The sequence below is a fragment of the Streptomyces sp. BHT-5-2 genome, from assembly GCF_019774615.1.
Classification (GTDB): Bacteria; Actinomycetota; Actinomycetes; order Streptomycetales; family Streptomycetaceae; genus Streptomyces.
The window spans coordinates 3,506,548-3,521,453 of sequence record NZ_CP081496.1 but is presented as its reverse complement, the minus strand read 5'-3'; the positions used below and the strand labels follow the sequence as shown (position 1 = coordinate 3,521,453).

Genomic DNA, 14,906 nt, shown 5'->3' with positions numbered 1-14,906 from the left:
CATCCGAATCAGCCGGGAACAAGAAAACCAGGAAACCAGGAGAACAACCGTGAATTTCAAGGCCAGAGACCTGGTATCGCTCGGCGTCTTCAGCGCCGTGTATCTCGTCCTCTATTTCGCCATCAACATGCTCGCTTCGCTCACCCCCCTGCTACAGCCCCTTACCTCCTTCGCCACCATCGTGATCTGCGGCATCGTCTTCATGCTGTTCCGGGCCCGAGTGCGCTCGACCGGTATGGTCGCGCTGATGGCGCTGTTGCTCGGCCTTCTCACGCTGCTGCTCGGCCACCACGTGATCACGATGGCGACCGCCCTCGTCGCCGGTGTCGCCGCGGAGATCGTGATCGCCGCCAAGCGCGCGTCACCCGGGGTCTCCGACGTGCTCGGCTATGCGTTCTTCAGCCTGTGGTCGGCAGGTGCCATCCTTCCGCTGCTCTTCCTGCGCGAGGACACGATCGCCCAGGTACGCGCGCAGATGGGCAACGCCTACGCCGATACCTACGCCGGCCTGATGACACCGGGCGTGGTCCTCGCGATGGTGGCGAGTTACCTCGTCGCGGGTCTGCTCGGCGGGCTGCTCGGACGCAAGATGCTGGCAAAGCACTTCGTGAAGGCCGGTCTTGCATAGCCGGGGCTGGTTCGACGTCCGGACCCGACTGATCGCCGTCATCGTCGTCGACCTGCTCCTGCTGTCGTCGGGCACCCGCTTCATCCAGGTCCCGGCCCTGCTGGTGCTGGCCGTGCTGCTGGCATCGGAGCGGGCGGTACGTGGCGCCGCGTGGTTCACCGGGGCATGGGCCGCCGTCATGGCGCTGAGCCGGTGGGTGCTGCCGCATGTGCCGGGTGGCGCGGTGATCATGACAGCGCTGCTGTACACGGTCCCGTACGTCATAACGGCGGGGTACGGGTACTACTTCGTCCGCTCGACGACTCCGAGCGAGCTGTCCGGCGGACTGAACCGTATGCGCGTACCCCGCTTCGTGATCACCCCGCTCGCGGTCATGCTGCGGTTCACCGCGACCGTGCGCGAGGACGCCGTGGCGATCACCGACGCGATGCGGCTGCGCGGTCTGTTCGGCCCCGCGGCCGCGGTCCGTCACCCCCTGCGGACCGTGGAGTATGTGTTGGTTCCGCTGCTGGCGGCAGCGGTACGTTCCGGCGAGGACCTGGCCGCCTCGGCGATGTGCCGCGGACTCGGCGCCCCGGTCCGGCCGACGACGACCGCCCGACTGGGATTCGGTATCCGGGACGCGGCCCTGGCGCTCACCGTGCTGGCCCTGGCCGCCCTCGCGACGTTCTGGAAACTGACGGAGTAACGGAGTAACGGAGTGACGGAGTATCGGAGTGACGGAGTAATGGCTGGCATGAAGGCGATCGCACTCGACAACGTCACCGTGCGGTACCCGACGGGCGGCGAACCGGCGTTGCGTGACGTCTCGTTCGAGGTGTCAGAGGGGGAGTGCGTTCTGCTCACCGGCGGCAGCGGATGCGGCAAGTCGACCGTGATCCGGCTGCTGAACGGTCTCATCCCACATGTCTACGAGGCCGAAGTGTCGGGCGGCGTCGCGGTGTTCGGGAGCGATCCCCGTTACCAGCCGCTGCACGAGACGGGACGCGCGGTGTCGACCGTGTTCCAGAACCCCAGGACCCAGTTCTTCTGCACCGACCCGCTGTCCGAGATGGCCTTCGGCAGCGAGAACGCGGGTGCGGACCCGGAGGGTATCCGCGCCCGCGTGGCGCGGGTCGCCGACCGGATGGGCGTCTCCCGCCTCGCCCGCCGCAGCATGTTCGAGCTCTCCGGCGGAGAGAAACAACGCGTGGCGCTGGCCTCGGCGGTCTGCGACCAGCCGCGGATCTACCTCCTCGACGAGCCGACCTCCAATCTGGACGACAGCGCGGTGGAGGAACTGCGAGCATCCCTCGCGCGGCTCCGTGATACCGGCGCGACCCTCGTCATCGCCGAACACCGGCTGCACTACCTGCGTGGCCTGGTCGACCGCGTGGTGCGGATGGACGGCGGCCGGATCGCGGAGACCTACCGGCCCAAGGACTTCTGGGGCATACCCGAACAGACGCGCCGCGAACTGGGCCTGCGCAGCCTGCACCCCCCGGAGGCCGAGCTGAGCCACCAGGCGGTCGACAACCAACCGGGTCTGGTCTGCCACCACCCGCGCTTCGGCGGACTGAGCTTCCCCCGTGCGACGGTAACCGCGCTCATCGGACGGAACGGCGTCGGCAAGACGCACACCGCGCGCATCCTTTCCGGCCTTGAGAAGTCGTCGGCGCACGTGGCACTCGACGGCGTGCCGTTGACGCGCCGGGAGCGGACCCGCCGCGTCTTCCTGGCCATGCAGGACGTCAACCGGCAGCTGTTCGGCCCGTCGGTCCGCGAAGAACTGGCACTGGGGCGCCCGGGAGTGTCGTCATCCGCCGTCGACGACGCCCTGCGACGGCTGGACATCGGCCATCTCGCCGACCGGCATCCGCTGTCGCTCTCCGGCGGCCAGCAGCAGCGGTTGGCCGTCGCATCGGCGCTCGTCGAGGGCCGCGAGGTGTACGTGTTCGACGAGCCCTCCGCCGGCCTCGACTACCGCGCCATGCGATCCGTCTCGGAGGTACTGACGAACCTCGCCGGCACGGGCGCGGCCGTGGTTCTGATCACCCACGACCACGAACTCGCCGACGAGTGCGCGAAGAACCTCGTGTCCTTGTCCGCTCCCGAGGATTCCCCCTGAACGCGGACTCCCCAGACACGAGGGCAGCCGCACGCCCGAGGGCCAAGCCGCGGCGCGCGCCGCGCGCTGGTGTCCCTCCTGCGGGCGCGGCTGGGCGAGGCGGCGGCGAAGGCGGAAAATTGTCATCACCTGGGGCAAGCGCAAAGGACGGCACCCCAGCTTGCCCACCCTGTACCGCACCCTCGCGCGCAGGGCGAGGGCGTACTCGATCTGGTCGGCGTCCAGTGAAGGGGGACGTCCGCCCGTGCGGCCGCGTCGGCGTGCGGATTCCTGTCCTTCGAGGGTGCGTTCGCGGGTGTAGGTGCGCTCGGCGCCGGACAGGGGGCCGTACGGCGGAGCGGTACCGGTCGTGGGTGCGAGAGCGGTGTGGGGTGCGTTACGACGGCCCGGCGGCGCGCAAGCTCGCCGAGGAGGCGATGCGGCCTGGCGGCGGCGAAGAACAACCCGGCGGACCTGATCAACATCGCGCTGGAGAAGCTGGTGGAGGCGGGGCTGCTTGAGCGCATTGAACAGCGTCTTGCCATCTAGCCCGAGCACATCCGGCAGCCCCAGCAGCCGGCGCCGCTCCCCGGGCGTCATCCGGTCCCGGACGCCCGCCAGGATCTCCTCGTTGACCTGGCCCCGCACCTTCGTCAGCGCCGCCGCCCTCGCCCGCGCCCTCTGCGCGGGCCCCGCCGCCTGGGCCGCGGCACCGACCTGCTCGTCACCGTCGAGGATCTGCGCAAGAACGGCATCGCCCTGGAGTTCCTGTCCGGCCCCATCGCCGGCCTGTACGACCCGGCCGACCGCCGTGATCCCCTCGGTGAGCGGCGCCGCTTGCGCGGGCACGTTCGCATCGCCGGGTTCGGGGCCCAGCGTCCAGCGTCTGCCGGGGCCTCGGCCGGGTGAGAGCCCCGTTCGTGAGGCGGCCTACGGCCGGTCAGTGAGCGGCGCCTGGGCAAGGCGCGCCGGTGCTGCCTGCGTACGCGGCGGCGGGCAGCCGTCGGGGCGGCGCACTACTAGGGCCTGTGCCGTTCGGTGCTGTGCGCGGTGCGCTGTCGAGTGCCTGTGAACGCTCCCTTGTTGAAAGTGGCTGTGTCCTCGTCAATGGGCACAGAGGCATGGGTTCTGGTTCGTGGGTATCCAGACGTCGGCGCCGGAGCGTCAGTGCGGGAGTGCCAGGCGGAGGTGGGCAGATGGGGAACGAGGTCGTGACGGGGGCGGGGCGGCTGGTGGTGTTGCAGGGTGGCCCGGAGGGGGTTCCGTATCTGTACAGGCTGCCGGACGGTACTGCTGACGAGTTGTGGGTCGTGGTGGCCTACTACGGGCGGCATGAGCACTACGAGTCCACGGGGGAATCCGTTGTGGTTGAGGGGCGGCCGATGGCGGTGTTCCGGTGGACGCACGGTACCGCCATCGCGGAGTGAACAGGGGGAATGTGCCGGTGTGCAGTGCTTCGCAGACTCATCCGGTGGCCGTGGTCGGTATCGGATGCCGCTTTCCCGGAGGGATCGGCTCTCCGGCTGAGATGTGGTAGGCGCTGCTTGATGAGCGGGATCTGGTGACCGAGGTGCCCAAAGGGCGCTGGGATGTCGGGGCCATCTACGATCCGGAGCCCGGCGTGCCGGGAATGACTCCCTCCCGCTGGGGCGCCTTCCTCGACGACGTGTCGGGGTTCGAGCCGGAGTTCTTCGGGCTGAGCGATCGGGAAGCCGAATTGATCGATCCTCAGTACCGCTTGCTGCTGGAGGTGGCGTGTGAGGCATTCGAACACGCCGGGTACCGGCCGCACGGCATGCACGGCTCGCGGACCGCGGTCGTCGTCGGCTGCGCATACGAGGACTACGCCAATATGGTCGATTTCGACCGGGCGATGCGCCATCCGTCGGCGGCGCATGGCGTGGTGGGGGTGAGCCGATTCACCGCATCGGGGCGGATCGCGTACCTGCTCGATCTGCGGGGCCCGGCGATCACTCTCGATACGGCCTGTTCGTCGTCACTGGTGGCGGTGCACCTAGCCGCACAGGCACTGCGGTCGGGGGAGGTGGATTACGCGCTCGCCGGCGGTGTCATGTTGTCCCTCGAGGCCAAGAACACCGTCATCTTCAGCACGCTGGGGGTGCTGTCACCGCATGGCCGGTGCCGCGCGTTCAGCGACGGGGCCAGTGGCTTCGTGCGCGGCGAAGGCGCGGGGATGGTGTTGCTGAAGCGCCTGGATGATGCCGTGCGCGACGGGGATCGCGTGCTGGCGGTGCTCCAGGGCACGGCCACCAACCACAACGGCCGCTCGTCTGACACGATGCTGAGCCCCTCGGCCGAGGCTCAGCGGGATGTGCAGTTGCAGGTGCTGCAGGCAGCCGGCGTGGATCCGGCGCAGGTGGCGCTGATCGAGACGCACGGTCCGGGCACGCCGGTGGGCGATCCGATCGAATACGCGGCGCTGTGTGCCTCCTACGGCACCGGCGGTGTGCCTTGCGCGCTGGGGTCGGTGAAGACCAACTTCGGGCACTGTGAGACGGCGGCCGGCGTTGCTGGGCTGATCAAGTCGATCCTCGCCGTTCACCATGGCCGGATTCCGGCGAATCTGCACTTCAGCGGGTGGAATCCCGAGATCGGCGGCGGCAGCGGGCGGTTCTTTGTCCCGGTGACGGCACTGGACTGGCCGGCGGTGGAGGGGCCGAGGGTGGCTGCGGTCTCCTCATACGGGATGTCGGGTACCAACGCGCATGCTCTGGTGATGCAGGCCCCCCAGCGGGAAGTCGGGTCGAGCACGGAGCCTTCCAGTGCGGCGCTGTTTCCGGTATCGGCGGGGTCCGCGCAGGCGCTGGCCGCGACGGCTGAGCGGATCGCCGACTGGCTGGAGACCGACCGCACGTTCCTCAGGGATGTCGGGCATACGCTCGCCCGCTGCCGAGAGCACCGGTCGGCGCGTGCGACCGTGCGGGCCGCTACCCGCGGGCAGCTGGTCGACGGGCTGAGGGGGCTGGCCGCGGGCCGGACGAACGAGAGCGTGTCCAGCGGCACCGCCCGGCACCAGCGCCTGGGCCCGGTCTGGGTGTTCTCGGGGCAGGGCTCTCAGTGGGCGGGCATGGGCCGGGCGATGCTCGCGTCGGAGCCGGCCTTCGCCGCGGTGGTCGACGAGCTGGAGCCGGTCATCCAGGCGGAGTCAGGCTTCTCGGTGCGGGCAGTTTTGCTGGCCGACGAGGTCGTCACCGGCTTCGCCCGGGTGCAACCGGCATTGTTCGCCATGCAGGTGGCGCTGGCCGCGGCGTGGCGGTCCCACGGGGTGGAGCCCGGCGCGATCATCGGGCAGTCCATGGGTGAGGTCGCGGCCGCGGTCGTGGCCGGTGGCCTGTCGCTCACCGACGGCGCGGTGGTGATCTGCCGCCGCTCGCGGCTGACGAAGCGGCTGCGAGGCAAGGGGACGATGGCCCAGGTCATGCTGCCCGCGCCGCGGGTGGCGGAGGAGCTGAGGGGTCTCTCGGTCGACATCGCGGTCGTCCCCTCCCCGTCGGCAACGGTCATCTCCGGCGACGTTGACCAGATCCAGGCGCTGGTGGCCCGCTGGCAGCAGCGGGACCTCACGGCGGGCCTCATCGCGGTCGATGTTGCGTCGCACAGCCCGCAGGTCGACATGATTCTCGACCCGCTGCGTGCCGAATTGGCCGGTCTTGCTCCCAGGGCGCCCGAGGTGGCTTTCTACTCCACGGTGCTGGACGACCCCCGCGGTACCTCGTGCTTCGACGCCGACTACTGGGCGGACAACCTGCGGCAGCCGGTCCGTCTAGCCGAAGCGGTAGCTGCCGTCCTGGCCGACGGCTACCGGACGTTCATCGAGGTGTCCCCGCATCCGCTGCTGACGTCGCTGATGACGGAGAACGCCGCGCATGCGGGCCGTGAGGTGGCCGTGCTGCCCACCCTGACCCGCAGTCACGACGAGTCGGCCGGGCTGCTGGACAGGGTGGCGCAGGCGTACTGCGCGGGTGTCCACATGAGCTGGCCCCAGCATCGGCAGGGGCAGCTGGCCGAGGTTCCCCTGCCGGTCTGGGCCAGACGCCCGCTGTGGCTCCCCGCAGAACTGCAGCGCCAGGACACGGCCGAACCTCAGGCCGGCCGGCCGCTGCTGGGCACGCATATGGACGTGCCAGGGGAGGCGGAGGAACGCCACTTGTGGCAGACCGACGCCGGCACCGAGGCATACCCGTGGCTGGCCGACCACCGCGTCTACGGGGCCCCGGCCATGCCCGCGGCAGGCTACATCGAGATCGCTCTGGCCGCGGGCGCCGACCTGTACGGCGAACACGCCCCCTGCGAGCTGCGGGACGTGGCCTTTCGCGGGCTGCTGACCCTCGACGCCCGCACCGTGATCACCACCCAGGCCGTCCCCGCCGGGGACCGGGCTGCACGCCTGGAGATCCGTGCCAAGGGCAAGGAAGGGCTGACGGCCACGGCGATCCTGACCAGCACGCCGACCACCGCCCCCGAACCCCTCGACCTCGATGCACTGCTGACCGGGCAGCAGCCCGCAATATCCAGCGACCCCGTATTCGCCAACGCGCGTAGCAAGGTCGTCGAGCACGGCCCCGGCTTCGTCGGTCTCATCGAGACCTATCCGCCCGCCACCGAGGCGTCTCGGGTCCTCGGCAGGATCGAACTGCCGCGCGTGCTGCGCAGTGAGGCGGGCCGCTACCGGCTGCACCCCGTAGTACTCGACGCCGCACTGCAGACCCTGTGCTCACATCCGGATGTCCTGGCCACGTCGAGGACCCAGCTGCCGCTGGGAGTCCAACGGATGCAAGTCCACAACACCAGCTGCACCGTGGCCTGGTGCCTGGCCGAGGTGCACCAGGCGGACGACACCTCGGCGCGGGCCGACCTGACACTGCTGGCCGACGACGGTGTCGTCGTCGCCGAGATGCACGGCGTTCGCCTCGGCTCCCTCGCCGAGGACACCGCCGACGGCTACGACCGGCAGCGGCTGCTCGCATGCGAATGGGATCCGGCCCCACCGCCCGGCGCAGCCCGGCAGGCGACAGGCGCCTGGCTCATCCTGGACGAGGACGACGCCCAGGGCGCAAGCCAGGACCCAGTGCCCCAAGGGCTCGCCGCGGCACTGCGCAGGAGCGGAGCATGCGTGGAGACCGCCACCGTCCCCCTTCCCTCAGGAGTGATGACCGCAGCCGACCGCTTCCTGTCCGTAGGCGACTGCCAGGGCGTGGTGATGCTGTGTCCGCCGCCTGGCCGCACCGAGGATGCCGGTGGCCTCGAACGGGCACGCCAGCGGGCGCGGCGCCTGGTCGACCTGGTCCGGGCGATGGACAGCGCCGGCTCGGCCCGGCTGTATGTCGTCACACGCAGCACACAGCCCGTGCCCAACACCACGTCGATGACGCTCGAGCAGGCACCGTTGCGGGGCCTGTGCCGTGTGGTGGGAGGGGAGCTGCCGCACCTGCGGTGCACCCATCTCGACCTACCCGCTGATTCCAACGGCGTCGAGGCTCTGGCCCGGGAGCTGCTGGCCGACAGCCCGGAGGACGAGGTCGCCTGGCGTGACGGCGTCCGCTACGTCGCCCGGCTGCGCCCCAGACCATTCCAGGACAGCGAACGGCGGCCCACCACGGTCCGCCATGGACACGACGGTTACCGGCTCGTGCCCCGAAACCGCGGTGACCTGGACTCCCTGGAACTGTGCACCTGGCCGCGGCGGACGCCTGGGGCCGACGAGGTCGAGATCCGCGTGCACGCCGCCAGCCTGCACTTCAACGACGTCCTCAACGCACTGGGCAGGCTGCCCGGCCAGGACGGCGACCTCCCCCTCGGCCTGGACTGCTCAGGTCAGGTGGTCGCGGCCGGTGCGAACGTGACCCACCTGGTGGTGGGAGACCGGGTCGCGGCCTTCGCCCCCGGCTCCCTGGCCTCATTCGTGACCGTATCGGCAGGCACCGTATTCAAGCTCCCCGACGGGATGTCGTACACCGAGGCCGCCACCATCCCCGCCGTCCACCTGACGGCGTGGTACGCACTTCACCATGTGGCGCGCGTGCGATCGGGCGAGCATGTTCTCATCCATTCGGCCATCGGCGGCGTCGGCACCGCAGCCGTGAACCTGGCCCGCGCAACAGGCGCGATCATCCACGCAACGGCCGGCACTCCCGGAAAACGGCGGCAACTGCACGCGCTGGGCATCAGCAGTGTCCACGACTCCCGCAGCCTCGCCTTCGCCGACAGTCTGCGCTCGGGCATCGACATCGTACTGAACTCGCTCACCGGGCCGGCCCTGACGGCCAGCCTCGGCTTGCTGCGCCCCGGTGGCCGATTTGTCGAACTCGGCAAGCGCGACATCCACGCCAACCACCGGCTCGGCCTGGCACCGTTCCAGCACAACATCACCTTCGCCAGTGTCGATCTCACCCTCATTGCCGATCAGCTGCCCCAGCTGGCCGCACAGCTCACCCGTGAAGTCGGCTCGGCCCTCGCGCACGGCGACATCGGACCCATCCCGCACACCGTCTACCCCCTGAAGAACACCGCCACCGCCCTGCGCACCATGGCCTCCGCCGATCACCACGGCAAAATCATCATCGATGTGCCCGACCATGGCGCGGCACCAGCCGTGCTGCCACCCGGGCAGATCCCCCTCGTCCGGCCGGACGGTGCCTACATCATCACCGGCGGGCTCGGCGGGCTCGGCCTACTGCTCGCCGAGGACCTCACCCGGCACGGACCCGTCCGGATCGTGCTCAACGCACGCTCCGCCCCGGGCCCGCAGGCCCTGGCCGCGATCAAGCGGCTGCGCACCGCGGGGGCCGACATCGCGGTAGAACTCGGCGACATCGCCGACCCGGCCACCGCCGACCGGCTCATCGCCGCCGCCACCGGCACAGGACGGTCACTGCGGGGCATCGCACACGCCGCCGCCCGGGTAATCGACGCGACCGTGACCGCGATCAGCGACGACCTCCTCACCGAGGTCTGGCAGGCGAAGGCCGTCGGCGCCTGGCACCTGTCGGCCGCCAGCGAAGACCACCCCCTGGACTGGTGGCTCGCCTTCTCCTCCGCCGCCAGCACCGCCGGCAACCCCGGCCAGGGCGCCTACGCCGCCGCCAACGGCTGGCTCGACGCACTCACCACCCACCGCAAGCTGCGGGGACTGCCCGCGCACAGCATCCAGTGGGGCGCCTGGGCCGACCACGGACGCGGAGCCGCCCTCGCCGGCCAAGGCTTCACCATGATCCGCCCGACAGAAGGGCTGGCCGCATGCCGCGCGATCCTGCGCCACGACCGCCCCCACACCGCCTACCTGCCCATCCAAGACGCACGCCAGTTCATCGGCGAGCGCCTCCACCACATCCCCTTCTTCACCGCCCTGCGCCCCGCCACGGGCACCCCCCCCACCAACCGTCGCGCAAACGCTGCGCACCGACCTCTCCACCGCCGACCCACACGACCAGCACGCTCTGCTCACCGCGTTCCTCACCGAACGCACCGCAGCCGTACTGCGCCGCAACACCACCGCCATCGACCCGGATACACCCCTGACCGACCTGGGCCTGGACTCCCTCATGGCGGTGGAACTGCGCGCCCACCTCAACCGGGCCACCGGCCTGCAGATCCCCACCAAAGCCATCTGGCAACACCCCACGATCACGGCCCTCGCCGACCACCTCACACACCTCCTGGAAGACCTCACATGACAGGCGGCAGGGACAGCGGGAATCCAGCATCCAGATCTCCAGGACAACGAGATCGGACGGAACCCTCTCGGGCAGCAACTGCCACCGAAAAGGCCGCCCCGGCCGACCACACCCCTCTCACCGCCGCGCTCCCCCAAAGCCGACCCGGCGACGATCCTGCCGGCACACTCCGGCCAGCCCACGACCGGGAAACCCTGCTCGCCACACCGCCAGCGCCCGCGCAGCCACGCCGAACCGAGCAGCCATGGAGTGATGTCCGATGGCACGCTACTGCCGACTTCGCCACATCCAAACACTCGACCCAGTCAAAGACTGCGCCGAGATCTTCACCCTGGTCACCCGCTACGAGTTCCCTTGGGACTACCACCTCGCCTTCAAGATCGCGGGAATGACCGACATGACCATGCCCTCGGTCAGCGGCCTCCTGGTCCACACCGGGCAGTTCGCCAACGCCGGTGACAAACGCGTCGACGACACCGTCCTGTTCGAGTACGAAGCCAAACGCACCGGCCTCGACTCACCCCACGGCCGGCAGACGATACGCGCCCTCAACAAGATCCACGGCCGCTACGACATCAGCAACGACGACTACCTCTTCGTCCTGGCTTCCTGGACCACCGCACCGATCCGCTGGATCAACCAGTACGGCTGGCGCAAACTCACCGACATCGAGATCCAGGCCATGGTCGAAACCGACCGGCGCCTCGGACAGCTCATGGGAGTCAAGCACATCCCCGACGACTACCAGGGATTCATCGACCTGCTGGAACACCAGCTCAAAACACGGTCCCACTGCGCCGAGACGAACCGCACAATGGCCGACACCCTCATCAGCATTGTCCAGTCCTGGTTCCCCCGGTTCCTGCGGCCAGTGCTCCGGCCCGTCATCATCGCTCTCGTGGATCCCCCGGTCCGCCGCCTGGTCGGTCTCCCCGACCCGCCCGACTGGTTCGTTCGAGCAGTGCGCCGGGCCGTACGCGCCCGCGGACAACTCGTCCGCCTGCTCCCGGCCAGGCCCGACAACCGCCCCTACCGCCACCAGCCACGCAGCTACCCCCTGGGCTGGACCATCGAACAACTCGGCCCCCACCCGGCCGAGGAGAAACGATGAACCACCGCACCGGCCGCGACACGACTCCCGGCAGCACCACAGCAGAGCCCCGGCCACCGCGCAGGCACAAACCGGCCTACTGGTTTGTGGCGCTCGCCGTCTTCGGCCTCGCACTGGCCGCCTGGACCATCGCGCGGTGGCTCGCCGCCGGAGGACCTCACCAGTTCGGTACCGGCCCCGACCCCGAACCGGCCCATGTCAAGGTCGCGATCCGCACCTACGAGTCGCTCTATGTCATCGTGCTGGTCTACAGCCTCAGACTCGCCGTACAGACATCAAGGCGAGCAGGCAGGCTTTCCTTCCCGGCCATTCTCTTCCTCGCGGCACCGACACCGTTCTGGATGGACCCGGTCTTCAACTACCTCCGCCCGGGCTACTTCAACAACTCCTACACCTTCCACGTGAGGTCCTGGGGCAACGAGATACCCGGCTGGCAGAACCCGGCGAACGGCCAGCCGTTCCCACTCGCCCTGATCATCGGGTACTCCGCAGCAACTCCGGTCCTGGCATTCATGATCCGTGGGATCATGCGCTGGCTGAAACGCTATCGGCCACAGACAAGCACCTTCAGCCTCATCCTCTTCGCCGTACTCACCGCCGGACTGATCGAGCTCGCGATCGAAGGCACGGCGATCCGGTTTCAGATCACCGCCTACCCGAGCGCCATCCACGCCCTGTCACTGTGGGGCGGCGAACCGTTCCAAGTGCCCCTCTACCTCGTCCTGATAGGCGATCTGTGGTGGCTGCCCGCAGGGCTGCTGTACTACTACGTCGGTAAGGACGGGCTGTCCCCTGTAGAACGGGGAATCCCCGACTCGGCTTCACCACGGCTGAAATCCCTGCTCAGGTGGCTGGCCGTAACCGGATTTCTGCAGGGCACCTTCGCCATCTACATGGCCCTCCACGTCCTCTTCATACAGTTCGGAGACCCCATCCCGCACTACCCCAGCTACATGCTCTACCGATGACTTGAAATTCCCCAACCGGGCGTCGCTCAGGAGCCAGCCCTCTCCTGGGCCCGCCCAAGCCCCACTCGAGCCAACGAGGCCGTGGGTTCAGCCGGATTTCGCACCCACGGCCTCATCACGCAAGTCAGACGGCACCTGGGGGACCCATCAGCCCACCTGCACCTGCAGACTCGCGGTGCCAGCATCGGCAACCCTGACGCTGACGAGCCGCTGCCCCACGCCTCCGCCTTCTCCGGCCACGGGGTGCATCCGACCGCACCGACTGACGGTGCGACTGTCCGCGGTGGAGGCGGACGGCTTCCTCTTCGCCGCCGCCAACCTCGCCTGGGTGGGAACGGCCAGCCTCTCTGTCGGTAAACGATCGTTTGACGACAGGCGGCCGGGGCGTCCAATGAACCCGTGCAATCCGGGGGTTCGAGGCGGCGCGAATCCAATCAGATCCGATGGTGATTGCTGACAGGGTTTGACGACAGATAGGGTCCGATCCTCCGTACGGAAGGGGCCCCACGGTGGCGAACCTGGTCTACAAGCGGGTCTCGACCGACCAGCAGTCGACCGCCCGGCAGAACCTCGTCCTGGACGAGGCCGGCATCGAGGAACCGGTCGTCTTCGAGGAGGACGGCGGCACTTCCAGCCGCCTCCATCCCTTCCAGTGGCCGAAGTTCCGCGCGCTCCTCGAATACGCGCGGCCCGGGGACACCGTGCACATCTCCGAGATGTTCCGCCTCGTACGCGGCACCGGGCACATCCTCGACGTGCTCGACGTTCTCCACCGCGACCAGGTGGCCCTGCGCATCCACGACGGCGCGTTCTCCGCCATGGACCTCACCGCCCGCCACCCTCGCACCGGCGAGCTGCTGTCCACCGTGAAGTTCATGGTGCAGACCCTCGCCGCCGCCGGCGAACTCCAACGCGACCTCCAGCGCGAGCTGACCTACGACGGACTGCGCGCCGCCGAGGCCAAGGGCGCGAAGGGTGGGCGCCGCCCCGCCGTCCCGGCCGCGAAGACCGACACCGTCCGCACCGCCTACCTGGAGGGCCGCTCCATCGCCGCCCTCGCCCGCGACCACGAGGTCAGCCGCGGCGCCATCCGTACGGCCGTCGCCGACCGTCTGCCCGACCGCATCGCCGCTGCGGAGGACGCCCCCGCCCCGGAGCTGCCGGTCACTCTCGATATGCCGGGCAAGGTCGCCGATTTCCTCCGCGCTACCGAAGTGGAGCCCGCCGAGCGGGCCGCGCTCGACCAGGGAATGACTGTACGGCGCGGCCAGGGCTACACCCTGCGCGTCACGGCTGTCCCCGCCGTGCACCACAAGCTCCTCGCCCATTGCCAGCCGCTCGACGGCGGCCAGGGCGTCCCGGCGGTCCCGGCCCAGCGCAAGGCCCGACGCGAGTACGAGACCCGCGTCACCGCCTTCGCGCCGACCGGACCATGATCGTTCTCATCGATAACCGCTGTACCGCTGGTCCCCGAGGCCGAAGGCCATGCGACGCCTGGCTGTAAACGGTGCGCTGCCTCGGATGAGAAGCGTAGTGAAGCGATCAAGTGGAAGGACTGGCGGGCAACCTGCGGTGCCGCCCGAGATATCCGCAGTCACAACCAAGACCACTGACACAAGGCTCCCGCCCCGGCGGCGGAACCCTGGACAGGTGAGCGCCGGGGCGGGTGACCCAACCGCAGGAACCCTGCGGACCTTCGGGCCGTGCCTACGACGGTACGGCGGCACGGCCCCTCACGGAAGAGGAGGTTGAGAGATGAGCGCTGTAGCGGTCGAAACGTACGGGACGCGCACGCCCGATGCCGAAGGCTGGCGCGGCATCCCGTTCCGGCACCCGGCGGACCTGACGGTCGTTGCTGAGGCGGACGGCGGGAAGCACGACGGCGGGCCGATGCCCGCGGAGGCACCCCGCGACCCCGCTCCGCAGCCCAGCGGCGGAGACAAGAGCTAGGCGGAACTCATGAGACTCCTGCCCTGATTCTTAGAGACAGGCTCCTTTACTCCTGAAGGGAGCGTTCCCGCGCTCCCGGCGACGGGAGCCCCGGTTCCCGGAGAGACGGGAAGCGGCGAATCCTGCGGGGAATCGTAGACGAACGTTTCCGTCCAGATCCGCCCCGTTTCCGGGTCGCGAATAGTGCGTCGGAAGTAGTACCCGGCGTCCGCCAGCTGCTGGACGGCCTGGAGACGCAGCGCCGCCCAAGGCCAGGATTGCGGTCCGTGAGGCTACAAATGTCTTCACGGGCGCCGTCGGGTAGGGAGAGGAGGCGAACAATGATGCCCCGGCCTGTGAAAGACAGACCTCTGTGTCGGGCGGCGGAGTTGGGGACTATCAGGAAGTCCCGGGCGTGGGGCGTACGATGAACGCGCACTGGGAGGGTTCAACTCCTGGCTTCCGTAGACCGTGGGAGCGTTGCAGCGCG

Annotated in this window: 9 protein-coding genes and 1 pseudogene; all 10 read left to right on the top strand. The window is 69.3% G+C overall.

The features are described 5' to 3' along the window. The first annotated feature begins 49 nt into the window (after positions 1-49). The 10 genes and pseudogenes from K2224_RS15690 (at position 50) to K2224_RS15650 (ending at position 14,437) form a co-directional block, all read left to right on the top strand. Positions 50-628: an MptD family putative ECF transporter S component gene (locus K2224_RS15690; protein WP_221907132.1), complete on the top strand. Its 579-nt coding sequence runs from the start codon at positions 50-52 to the stop codon at positions 626-628. Further along, positions 621-1,316 (top strand): energy-coupling factor transporter transmembrane component T, encoded by a 696-nt coding sequence (locus tag K2224_RS15685; protein WP_221907131.1) that lies wholly within the window; start codon positions 621-623, stop codon positions 1,314-1,316. Before K2224_RS15690 ends, K2224_RS15685 begins: the two co-directional genes overlap by 8 nt. A 48-nt stretch (positions 1,317-1,364) precedes the next feature. Further along, on the top strand, positions 1,365-2,735 hold the full coding sequence (locus K2224_RS15680) for an ABC transporter ATP-binding protein (protein WP_221907130.1): 1,371 nt from the start codon (positions 1,365-1,367) through the stop codon (positions 2,733-2,735). Positions 2,736-3,910: 1,175 nt separating this feature from the next. Then, positions 3,911-4,141, top strand: a complete 231-nt coding sequence (locus K2224_RS15675; RefSeq protein ID WP_221907129.1) for a DUF5988 family protein — start codon at positions 3,911-3,913, stop codon at positions 4,139-4,141. Between the two features lie 113 nt (positions 4,142-4,254). After that, positions 4,255-9,891, top strand: a pseudogene (locus K2224_RS15670) (acyltransferase domain-containing protein); the annotation flags it as partial. A gap of 235 nt (positions 9,892-10,126) precedes the next feature. Continuing rightward, positions 10,127-10,408, top strand: a complete 282-nt coding sequence (locus tag K2224_RS41630; RefSeq protein WP_399020055.1) for an acyl carrier protein — start codon at positions 10,127-10,129, stop codon at positions 10,406-10,408. 388 nt (positions 10,409-10,796) lie between these two features. Then, positions 10,797-11,519: an oxygenase MpaB family protein gene (locus K2224_RS15665; RefSeq protein WP_221907127.1), complete on the top strand. Its 723-nt coding sequence runs from the start codon at positions 10,797-10,799 to the stop codon at positions 11,517-11,519. After that, the gene (locus tag K2224_RS15660; protein WP_221907126.1) at positions 11,516-12,487 is read left to right on the top strand and encodes a spirocyclase AveC family protein; all 972 of its coding nucleotides are present in this window, start codon (positions 11,516-11,518) and stop codon (positions 12,485-12,487) included. The genes K2224_RS15665 and K2224_RS15660 overlap by 4 nt, the downstream gene beginning before the upstream one ends. 509 nt (positions 12,488-12,996) lie before the next feature. Next, positions 12,997-13,923 (top strand): recombinase family protein, encoded by a 927-nt coding sequence (locus K2224_RS15655; RefSeq protein WP_221907125.1) that lies wholly within the window; start codon positions 12,997-12,999, stop codon positions 13,921-13,923. Positions 13,924-14,242: 319 nt separating this feature from the next. Beyond that, positions 14,243-14,437 (top strand): hypothetical protein, encoded by a 195-nt coding sequence (locus tag K2224_RS15650; protein ID WP_221907124.1) that lies wholly within the window; start codon positions 14,243-14,245, stop codon positions 14,435-14,437. Positions 14,438-14,906: the final 469 nt, after the last annotated feature.

What these genes read in the sequence shown, in the direction of transcription:
- K2224_RS15680 (WP_221907130.1), top strand. Translation starts at nt 1,365, where the DNA reads ATGAAGGCGATCGCACTCGACAACGTCACCGTGCGGTACCCGACGGGC.
- K2224_RS15675 (WP_221907129.1), top strand. Translation starts at nt 3,911, where the DNA reads ATGGGGAACGAGGTCGTGACGGGGGCGGGGCGGCTGGTGGTGTTGCAG.
- K2224_RS15665 (WP_221907127.1), top strand. Translation starts at nt 10,797, where the DNA reads ATGACCGACATGACCATGCCCTCGGTCAGCGGCCTCCTGGTCCACACC.
- K2224_RS15660 (WP_221907126.1), top strand. Translation starts at nt 11,516, where the DNA reads ATGAACCACCGCACCGGCCGCGACACGACTCCCGGCAGCACCACAGCA.
- K2224_RS15650 (WP_221907124.1), top strand. Translation starts at nt 14,243, where the DNA reads ATGAGCGCTGTAGCGGTCGAAACGTACGGGACGCGCACGCCCGATGCC.